Source organism: Kocuria sp. CCUG 69068, assembly GCF_020833785.1.
In the GTDB taxonomy this organism is placed as follows: domain Bacteria; phylum Actinomycetota; class Actinomycetes; order Actinomycetales; family Micrococcaceae; genus Kocuria; species Kocuria rosea.
This window is the reverse complement of record NZ_PDDL01000125.1, coordinates 1-9,045: the sequence shown is the minus strand read 5'-3', so window position 1 is coordinate 9,045 and position 9,045 is coordinate 1. Positions and strand designations below refer to the sequence as shown.

Sequence of the window (9,045 nt, the reverse complement as noted above, 5' to 3'; positions counted from 1 at the left end):
GGCCCGGGTGTCGACCGAGGCGGGCACCGCGGCGGCGGACGTGGCGCCGGCGGTCGCCGGGCCGGTCGCGGAGGCGCCCTCGGCGGTCCCGCCGAGCCCCAGCGCGTCGTCGACGATCCGGACGACCTCCTGCTCGGACCGCGCGGCGCGCAGGGCGGCCACGAAGTCCTTCTTCATCAGCGAGCGGGCGAGCTTGGCCAGCAGCTTCAGGTGCGTCTGGTCGGCGCCCTCGGGCGCCGCGATGAAGAAGACGATGTCGGCGGGGCCGTCCTTGGCGCCCCAGGGGACGCCCTGCGCGAGCCGGGCCATGACCAGGGTCGGCTCGGTCACGGCGGCGGAGCGGCAGTGCGGGATCGCGATGCCGCCGGGGATGCCGGTGGCGGTCTTGTTCTCGCGGGCGATGGCGTCCGCCAGCAGCCCGTCGAGCTGCTCGGCGCGGCCGGTGCGCTGCACCAGGGCGGCGAGCCGGCCGATGACGGTTTCCTTGTCTGCTCCCAGGTCCTGGTCGAGCGAGACCAGGTCGGGAGTGATGAGCTCGGACACGATGTCCTCCTTGAGCGGCCGGGCCGGTGGCCCGGGTGGTTCGGATGAGGTGGGGTGGAGTGGTGCGGTTCAGCCGGAGACGGCGCGCGCGGGGAGCTCCCGCACGGTGACCGCCTCGGGGGTGGTCTCGGAGAGGGCGGGGACCCGGGTGCCCGGCATCGCGGCCGCCGCGGACCCGGAGGCCACGGCCTGCCGCAGGCACTCCGGCGCCGCGTCCCCGCGCTCCTGGGCGATGAGGTAGCCCGAGAGCGAGCTGTCGCCGGCGCCCACGGTGGAGCGCACGGCCACGGGGGCGTGGACGGCGTGCCAGGAGCCCTCCGGGACGGTGAGCACGGCCCCGCCGGCCCCGAGGGTCGTGAGGACCGCGCCCAGGCCGCGGTCCACGAGCGCGGCGGCGGTGGCGGCCGCGAGGTCGGGGTCCGCCTCGAGCCGTTCGCCGTCGACCGTCCCGACGAGCTCGGCGAGCTCCTCGCCGTTGGGCTTGATGAGGTCGGGCAGGGCGTCGTCGCCGGACACGGCGCCCTGCAGCGCCGCCCCGGAGGTGTCCACGGCGAACAGGGGCGAGCGCTCCCCCAGGGCCGTGCGGACCCGGCGGACGATCCGGGCGTAGACGTCCTCCGGGGCGCCGGGCGGCAGCGAGCCGGCCAGGACCACCCAGGAGGCGTCCGCGCCGCGGTCCACCAGGAGCTCGACGACGGCGTCGACGTGCTCGGTGCCCAGCGGCGCACCCGGGGCGTTGATCTTGGTGGTGGTGCCGTCCGGCTCGGTGATCGTGATGTTCGAGCGGATCGGGGCACCCACGGGGACCGCCTCGTAGGGGACCTCGGCCGCGGTGAGCTCCGCCAGCAGCGGATCGCCGGGGTCGCCCGGCAGCACGGCCAGGGTCGGGACGCCGCTTGCGCGCAGCGCCCGGGAGATGTTCACGCCCTTGCCGCCGGCGTCCTGCCGGGCGCCGTCGGCGCGCTGGACGGCGCCGCGGCGCAGCGGCGCCGGGAGCTCGACCGTGCGGTCGAGGGACGGGTTGAGGGTGACGGTGAGGATCACGCGATCACCACCTCGACGTCGGCCTCCTCGAGGGCGGCGGCCAGCTCGGGACCGGGGGCCCGGTCGGTGATGAGGGTGTCGATCTCGTCCAGCGACGCGAAGCGCATGAGGGTCTCCTGATCGTGCTTGGCCGAGTCGCAGAGGACCACGACCCGGCGGGAGGTCTGGATGATGGCGGTCTTGACGACCGCCTCGATGGGGTCCGGGGTGCTCAGCCCGAACGCGGCGTGGATCCCGTTGCAGCCCACGAACGCGAGGTCCGGGCGCAGGCGGGTGTAGTGCTCCGCGGCCCGTCCGCCGGCGGCGGCCCAGGTGAGCTTGCGGACGCGCCCGCCGACGAGCTCGAGCCCGATGCCCGAGGCGTCGGCGAGCTTGGCGGCGATGTGCAGGGCGTGGGTGATGATGAGCTGCTCCTGCCCGTCCGGCAGGGTGGAGTCGGTGCGGACGATGAGGTCGGCCAGGGCCTCGACGGTGCTGCCGGCGTCGAGCACGACGGCCCCGGCCCCGCTGGTGCGCAGGAGGTCGAACGCCGCCTGCGCGATCCGCCGCTTCTCCGGGGTGTTCAGGTGCTTGCGGGAGGAGATGGCCTTCTCGTCGGACGTCGACTGGTCCGCGGAGACGGCGCCCCCGTGCACCCTGCGGAGCCTGCCCGCGGCCTCGAGGGCCGCGAGGTCGCGCCGGACCGTCTCCATGGTGACGTCGAAGCGGCGTGCCAGGTCCGCGCCGTTGACCCGGCGAGTCGTGAGCACCAGCTCGGCGATCTCGGCCTGGCGTTCTTCTGCGAACATGGCGTGCACCTCACGGACGGGAACGATGGACTGTCTTTGCGTTCCCTTGAGTTTATGTGAGTTCGTGTGGTTTTACCAGGGGTTGTAGTGATCCACTTCACGAAAGGCCACAATCGGCGGCGAGGCCCCGGCGGACCGGGCGGGGCACGGTGTCCGCGCCCCGGCGTAGCCTGGATCACGGACCGCCCGGTCCGCCCCGCCCGTCCCGCCACCAGGAGCGGACGCCCATGCTTCTCCGTCTCGTCCGGCAGCACACCGGCCGCTACCTGCCGTGGGTCCTGGCCGTCGTCGCGCTCCAGCTGGTCGCCACGATCGCCGCGCTGCTGCTGCCGAGCCTCAACGCCCGGATCATCGACGAGGGCGTCGTCCGGGGCGACACCGGCCTGATCCTGCGCGTCGGGGAGGTGATGCTCGGCGTGGCGCTCCTGCAGGTCGCGGCCGCCGTCGCCGCGGTGTACTGCGCGGCCCGGGCGGCGATGGGCACCGGCCGCGACCTCCGCCGCGCCGTGCACCGGCAGGTCGGCTCCTTCGGCTCCCGCGAGGTCAACGGCTTCGGGGCCCCCACCCTCATCACGCGGGGCACCAACGACGTCCAGCAGATCCAGATGCTCGTGCTCATGGGGCTCAACTTCATGGTGGCGGCGCCCATCATGTGCGCCGGCGGGATCGTGATGGCTCTCCGGGAGGACGCCGGGCTCTCCTGGCTCGTGTGGGTGTCGGTGCCCGTGCTCGGGATCGCGGTGGGCGTGCTGGTGGGCCTGCTCATGCCCCTCTTCCGGCTCATGCAGGGGCGGATCGACCGGATCAACGCGGTGCTGCGCGAACAGATCGTCGGCATCCGGGTGGTGCGGGCCTTCGTGCGGGAGGACCACGAGCGCCGCCGCTTCGCGGCCGCCAACCGGGAGCTCACCGACGTGTCGGTGCGCATCGGCTCCCTGTTCGTGCTGATGTTCCCGGTCATCACCATGATCCTGCACCTGGCCACCGCCGCCGTGCTGTGGTTCGGCGGCCAGCGGGTGGGGGCCGGGCAGATCCAGGTCGGCTCGCTCACCGCGTTCCTGCAGTACCTCCTGCAGATCCTGACGGCCGTGATGATGGGGACGTTCATGGTGATGATGGTCCCGCGCGCCATGGTGTGCGCCGAGCGCATCACCGAGGTGCTGCGCACCGAGCCCTCCCTGCGGGAGCCCGCCGAGCCCGTGGTCCCGGCCTCCCGGACCGGTGCGGTGGAGCTGCGCGACGTGACGTTCCGGTACCCCGGGGCGGAGCTGCCCGTGCTGGAGGGCGTGGGCTTCCGGGCCGGGCCGGGCCGGACGACCGCCGTCGTCGGCGCCACCGGGTCGGGCAAGTCCACCCTCCTGCACCTCGTCCCCCGGCTGCTGGACCCCACCGGGGGCACGGTGGAGCTCGACGGCGTCCCGCTGCCCCGGCTGTCCCACGAGCAGATCGCCGCCCGGGTGGCCCTCGTGCCGCAGCGGCCGTACCTGTTCTCCGGCACCGTGGCCTCCAACCTCCGGCTCGGGGACGCCGGGGCGACGGACGAGGAGCTCTGGGCCGCGCTGCGCACCGCACAGGCGGAGGACTTCGTCCGCCGGATGCCCGGGGGGCTCGAGGCCCCGATCGCCCAGGGCGGCGTCAACGTCTCCGGCGGGCAGCGGCAGCGGCTGTGCATCGCACGGGCGCTGGTGGCCCGCCCGGTGGTGTACCTCTTCGACGACTCGTTCTCCGCCCTGGACGTGGCCACCGACGCCCGGCTGCGCGCCGCCCTCGTGCCGGCGACCCGGGACGCGACCGTCCTGGTCGTGGCCCAGCGCGTGTCCACCGTCCGGGACGCGGACCAGATCCTCGTCCTGGACGCCGGGCGGATCACGGCGCGCGGGACCCACGACGAGCTGCTGGCCACCTCCGGCACCTACCGGGAGATCGTCGAGTCGCAGACCCGCGCGGAGGAGGTGGCCTGATGGCCGCGCCCGCCCCGCCGCGCAGGCCCCAGCGCTTCTGGTCCTCCGCCGGACGACTGCTGGGCCTGCTCGCCCCGCAGCGGCGGGCGCTGGTGCTCGTCCTCCTGGCCGGGACCGTGTCCGTGGCGCTCAACGTCTGGGCCCCGCTCGTCCTGGGCCGGGCGATGGACGTGATCTTCACGGGGGTGCTCGGCCGGGACATGCCCGCGGGCGCGACGCGGGCGGAGGTGGCCCAGGACCTGCGGGACCGGGGCGAGCAGAACCTCGCGGACCTGGTCTCCGCCGCGGACGTCGTTCCCGGGGCGGGGATCGACTTCTCCGCGCTCGCCCGGCTGATCGCGGCGGTGCTGGTCATGTACCTGGTGGCCTCGCTGCTGATGTGGGCGCAGGGCTGGCTGCTCAACCGCCTGGTCATGCAGGTGGTCCACGACCTGCGCAGCGCGGTCGAGGACAAGCTGAATCGGCTGCCGCTGGGGTGGTTCGACACCCGTGAGCGCGGCGACGTGCTCTCGCGGGTGACCAACGACGTCGACAACGTCCAGACGGCGCTGCAGCACTCCTTCGCCCAGCTGGTCCAGTCCCTGCTCACGGTGGTGGGGATCGTGATCATGATGTTCGTGGTGTCGTGGCAGCTGGCGCTCGTGGCCCTGGTCGCCCTCCCCCTGTCCGCGGGGGCCGCCGGGTTCATCGGGGTGCGCGCCCAGCGCCTGTTCACGGAGCAGTGGCGCGCCACCGGCGCCCTCAACGGGCACATCGAGGACTCGTTCTCCGGCCACGAGCTGATCAGGGTCTTCGGCCGCGAGCAGGAGATGGCCGAGCGCTTCGACGAGCGCAACGAGGAGCTGTACCGGGCGGCCTTCGGGGCACAGTTCGTCTCCGGCACGATCATGCCCGTCATGCAGTTCATCTCCTACCTCTCCTACGTGGGCATCGCCGTGCTCGGCGGGCTGCGCGTGGCCTCCGGGCAGCTGAGCCTCGGGGCGGCGACCGCGTTCATCCAGTACTCGCGGGAGTTCACCCAGCCCCTGTCCCAGATGGCGGGCATGGCCAACACCCTGCAGTCCGGGGTGGCCTCCGCGGAGCGCGCCTTCGAGCTGCTCGACGCCCCGGAGCAGCATGCCGACACCGCCCGCGCCCGCCTGCCCGAACGGTCCCCCGGCCGGGTGCGCTTCGAGCACGTCTCCTTCTCCTACGTCCCGGGGGCCCCGCTCCTCCAGGACCTGACCTTCGAGGCGCTCCCCGGCCGGACCGTGGCCGTCGTGGGGCCCACCGGCGCCGGCAAGACGACGCTCGTGAACCTGGTGCTGCGCTTCTACGAGCTCGACGCCGGGCGGATCACGCTGGACGGCGTGGACATCACCGACCTCTCCCGCGCCGAGCTGCGCTCCCGGGTCGGGATGGTCCTGCAGGACGCCTGGCTGTTCGGCGGGACCATCCGGGAGAACATCCGCTACGGACGGCTGGACGCCACGGACGAGGAGGTGCTCGAGGCCGCCCGGGCGACCCTCGTGGACCGCTTCGTGCGCGCGCTGCCGGAGGGCTACGACACCGTGATCGACCCGGAGGGCAGCAACGTGTCCGTGGGCGAGCGGCAGCTCATCACCATCGCCCGGGCCTTCCTGTCCGACCCCTCCCTGCTGATCCTGGACGAGGCGACGTCCTCGGTGGACACCCGCACCGAGGTGCTCGTGCAGCAGGCCATGGCCGCGCTGCGCAGCGACCGGACCTCGTTCGTCATCGCGCACCGTCTCTCCACCGTCCGCGACGCGGATATCATCCTGGTGATGGAGGACGGCCGGATCGTGGAGCGGGGCGCCCACGACGACCTGCTCGCCGCCCGGGGCGCGTACGCCGCGCTGCACGCGAGCCAGTTCGCGGCTCCGGCGGTCCCCGACGACGCCCCCACCGACCAGCAGCCCCTCGACGTGCAGGAGAGCACCACCCATGACACCCCGTGAGCTCTACGGCCGCTTCGCCCTCGCCGAGGCGGTGACCTGGACGCTGCTGATCCTCGGCATGGTCCTGAAGTACACGGGGGTCTCGGATGCCTTCGTGCCCGTCTTCGGCATGCTGCACGGGGTCGTGTTCCTCGGCTACTGCGTGGTGACCTGCTTCGTCTGGGTGGACCAGCGGTGGTCGGCGGGCTTCGGGGCCCTGGGCCTGGCCAGCGCGGTCGTCCCCTGGGCCACGATCCCCTTCGAGCGCCGCGCCGAGCGCACGGGCCGGCTCGACGGCGGCTGGCGCCTGGCCCCCGGCGGCGACCGTCCCACCACCGTGCCGGAGCGGCTGGAGGCCTGGTCCCTCCGCAGCCCATGGCTGGCCGTGGCGGCGGGCGCGGTCGTGGTGGCGGGCCTCACCTCGGTGCTCCTGTACCTGGGCCCGCCCGTCCCCCGCGGCTGAGCCCGGCCCGGCCGCGCCGGTTCCTGGCGGGCACGCACCCGGTATAGCGTGGACATCAGGACGGCCCCGCCGACCGACGGCGGCGCCACGAGGAGGATCCACGTGACCAATTTCGCCAACGTCGAGCGCCGGCACCTCGCCGCGCTCCTGCGCCGACTGGGCCCCGACGCCCCGACCCTGTGCGAGGGCTGGAGGACCCGCGACCTCGCCGTGCACCTCGTCGTGCGCTCCGGGCGGCCGGACGTCCTGGCCGGCCAGGTGCTCCCGCGGGTGCCCGTGCTGGGCGAGCGCGCCCGCCGCGCCGAGCAGGCCGTCGCCGGCCAGCCCTGGGAGGAGCTCGTGCGGAAGGTGGAGCACCCGCCGCTGTACTCGCCCGCGCGGCTCGGACCGGTGGACAAGCGGATCAACACCGTGGAGTACTTCGTCCACCACGAGGACGTCCGCCGGGCCCAGCCCGACTGGCACGAGCGCCCGCTGCTGCACGACGAGGAGCAGGCCCTGTGGCGGTCCCTGAGCCTGCTGGCCAAGGTGGTGCTCAAGGACGAGGAGGACACCGTGGTGCTCATCGCCCCGTCCTACGGCGCGGTGCGCGGCGGCCGCGGCAGGACGGGGACCGTGCGCGTGCTGCGCGCCGTGCCGAGCGAGCTGGTGCTGTGGGCCCTGGGCCGCCGGGAGCAGGCCCGGGTGGAGCAGTCCGTCGAGTAGCCCGTGACCCGCACCGACGACGGAGGGGGACCGCGCGCCGCGCGGTCCCCCTCCTGGCGTCCCCGGTCCGTCAGCGGAACAGGTCCGCCCGGACGCCCATGATGATCCGGTCACCGGGGCGCGCGGTGCGCATGTACCGGGCGACCTCGTGCTCGTGCAGGGCGATGCACCCCGCCGTGGGCTTCTTGTTCGCGTGCAGGAAGATCGCGAAGCCGTTGCCCTGGACGATGGACGAGTCGGGCGGGCGGTTGTAGTTGATCACCACGCCGAGCCGGTAGTCGCCGGACAGCGAGAAGTACCACATGTTCTCGTCCGGCCAGGTGTAGCCGGTGGACTCGAAGTACTTGTTGTAGAGCGTGCCCAGGCGGCCGCCCCACCGGGAGCTGGGGTTGAGCTGCCGGTAGGGCAGCGCGGTGCCCGGGTTGTAGACCCCGAAGGACTCCGTGACCGAGTACGAGCCCTGCGGGGAGAACAGGTACTGCGTGTGCCCCGAGGGCACCCCGGGCCGCTTGAACCCGCTGGCCCCCACGTAGGCGGACGTCCGCCACTCCTCGACGTAGCTTCCGCCGATCCGCACGCAGTTGACGAACGTGGCCTGCGAGCGCCCGTAGCCCTCGGCGATGGTCAGGGACACGCGCGCCGCGTTGCGGGTCGGCTGCACGGAGCGCCCCGTGTTGAGGTGGTGGCACTCGCCGCGGAACAGGTGCGTCCGGGCGCCGGTGGCGCGGCTCCAGGTGACGAGTCCCCGCTGGAACTTCTGGTGCACGGTGCCGGTGCCGACCTCGTCCGTGACGGGGTAGCCGAGCGACCCCCGCTCGCGGCCCGTGGCGATCCACCGCTGCCCGATCGCGCCCTTCGTCTTGACCGCCCGGGCCCCCGTCCCGGGGCTCCAGTAGATCGTGTGCGCCTTGGTGAAGGACTGACGGCACCCGCCCCCGGCCAGCCCGCAGACCTCGTCGGTCGTGGGGTAGCCGTAGCTCCCGGCCTCGCGCCCGCCGAGGACCCACTTGTGGCCGATCGCGCCCCGGGTGTTGACGGTCCGCGCCCCGGTGGACGAGGTCCAGTAGATCGTCCGGTCTCCCGCGAAGGACTGGCGGCACCCGCCGGCCGCCCCGCAGACCTCGTCGGTCGTGGGGTAGCCGTAGGCCCCGGCCTCGCGCCCGCCGAGCACCCACTGGTGGCCGATCGCCCCCCGGGTGTTGACGGTCCGCGCCCCGGTGGAGGAGCTCCAGTAGATCGTGCGGGTCTTCGAGAAGGACTGCCGGCACCCGCCGCCCGTCAGGAGGCAGGACTCGTCGTCCACGGGCCAGCCCAGCACGTCCACGCCGCCCGTGGAGCTCCACCGGTGCCCGATCGCGCCCCGCAGCTGCACGAAGTGCGCACCGTGCGCCTCGGACCAGAGGACCACGCCCCTCTGGTGCGGCCACTCCCAGCCCCCCTTCCAGGGGCGCATCTCCCCGGTCGGCTCCCCGGTCCTGGCGGACGCCCGGGCCGCGGCGGCCTCCAGGGCCTGCCGGACCTCGGCGGGCACGTCCGCGTTCTCCGCGGCGGCCGCGGCGGCGGTCTCCTGCGACTCCGGCCGCGGTGCGGCCGGCCGCTCCTCG

Annotated in this window: 8 protein-coding genes; 4 read left to right on the top strand and 4 right to left on the bottom strand. The window is 73.9% G+C overall.

What is annotated here, in order from left to right:
• The 3 genes from CRM73_RS16715 to CRM73_RS16705 all read right to left on the bottom strand — a co-directional run.
• Window positions 1–543, bottom strand: a 543-nt coding sequence (locus CRM73_RS16715) for a PTS sugar transporter subunit IIA (RefSeq protein WP_229588577.1), incomplete at its 3' end; no start/stop codon positions are given.
• A 69-nt stretch (window positions 544–612) separates the two neighbouring features.
• Window positions 613–1,587 carry a 1-phosphofructokinase family hexose kinase gene (locus CRM73_RS16710; protein WP_229588575.1) on the bottom strand — a complete coding sequence of 325 codons (975 nt, stop codon included), beginning with the start codon at window positions 1,585–1,587 and terminating at the stop codon, window positions 613–615.
• Window positions 1,584–2,375 (bottom strand): DeoR/GlpR family DNA-binding transcription regulator, encoded by a 792-nt coding sequence (locus CRM73_RS16705; protein ID WP_017832768.1) that lies wholly within the window; start codon window positions 2,373–2,375, stop codon window positions 1,584–1,586. Before CRM73_RS16705 ends, CRM73_RS16710 begins: the two co-directional genes overlap by 4 nt.
• A gap of 227 nt (window positions 2,376–2,602) precedes the next feature.
• Here CRM73_RS16705 and CRM73_RS16700 point away from each other — a divergent pair, with 227 nt between their 5' ends.
• The 4 genes from CRM73_RS16700 to CRM73_RS16685 all read left to right on the top strand — a co-directional run bounded on the left by CRM73_RS16700 (window position 2,603) and on the right by CRM73_RS16685 (window position 7,441).
• The gene (locus tag CRM73_RS16700; RefSeq protein ID WP_035926857.1) at window positions 2,603–4,336 is read left to right on the top strand and encodes an ABC transporter ATP-binding protein; all 1,734 of its coding nucleotides are present in this window, start codon (window positions 2,603–2,605) and stop codon (window positions 4,334–4,336) included.
• Window positions 4,336–6,294 carry an ABC transporter ATP-binding protein gene (locus CRM73_RS16695; protein ID WP_115162338.1) on the top strand — a complete coding sequence of 653 codons (1,959 nt, stop codon included), beginning with the start codon at window positions 4,336–4,338 and terminating at the stop codon, window positions 6,292–6,294. Before CRM73_RS16700 ends, CRM73_RS16695 begins: the two co-directional genes overlap by 1 nt.
• On the top strand, window positions 6,281–6,736 hold the full coding sequence (locus CRM73_RS16690; protein ID WP_035926853.1) for a DUF3817 domain-containing protein: 456 nt from the start codon (window positions 6,281–6,283) through the stop codon (window positions 6,734–6,736). Before CRM73_RS16695 ends, CRM73_RS16690 begins: the two co-directional genes overlap by 14 nt.
• A gap of 102 nt (window positions 6,737–6,838) precedes the next feature.
• Window positions 6,839–7,441, top strand: coding sequence for a TIGR03085 family metal-binding protein (locus tag CRM73_RS16685; protein WP_017832772.1), 603 nt, complete (start codon window positions 6,839–6,841; stop codon window positions 7,439–7,441).
• 70 nt (window positions 7,442–7,511) lie between these two features.
• Here CRM73_RS16685 and CRM73_RS16680 read toward each other — a convergent pair.
• Window positions 7,512–9,045, bottom strand: a 1,534-nt coding sequence (locus CRM73_RS16680; RefSeq protein ID WP_370658559.1) for a L,D-transpeptidase family protein, incomplete at its 5' end; no start/stop codon positions are given.

What these genes read in the sequence shown, in the direction of transcription:
- CRM73_RS16700 (WP_035926857.1), top strand. Translation starts at nt 2,603, where the DNA reads ATGCTTCTCCGTCTCGTCCGGCAGCACACCGGCCGCTACCTGCCGTGG.
- CRM73_RS16705 (WP_017832768.1), bottom strand. Translation starts at nt 2,375, where the DNA reads ATGTTCGCAGAAGAACGCCAGGCCGAGATCGCCGAGCTGGTGCTCACG.
- CRM73_RS16695 (WP_115162338.1), top strand. Translation starts at nt 4,336, where the DNA reads ATGGCCGCGCCCGCCCCGCCGCGCAGGCCCCAGCGCTTCTGGTCCTCC.
- CRM73_RS16690 (WP_035926853.1), top strand. Translation starts at nt 6,281, where the DNA reads ATGACACCCCGTGAGCTCTACGGCCGCTTCGCCCTCGCCGAGGCGGTG.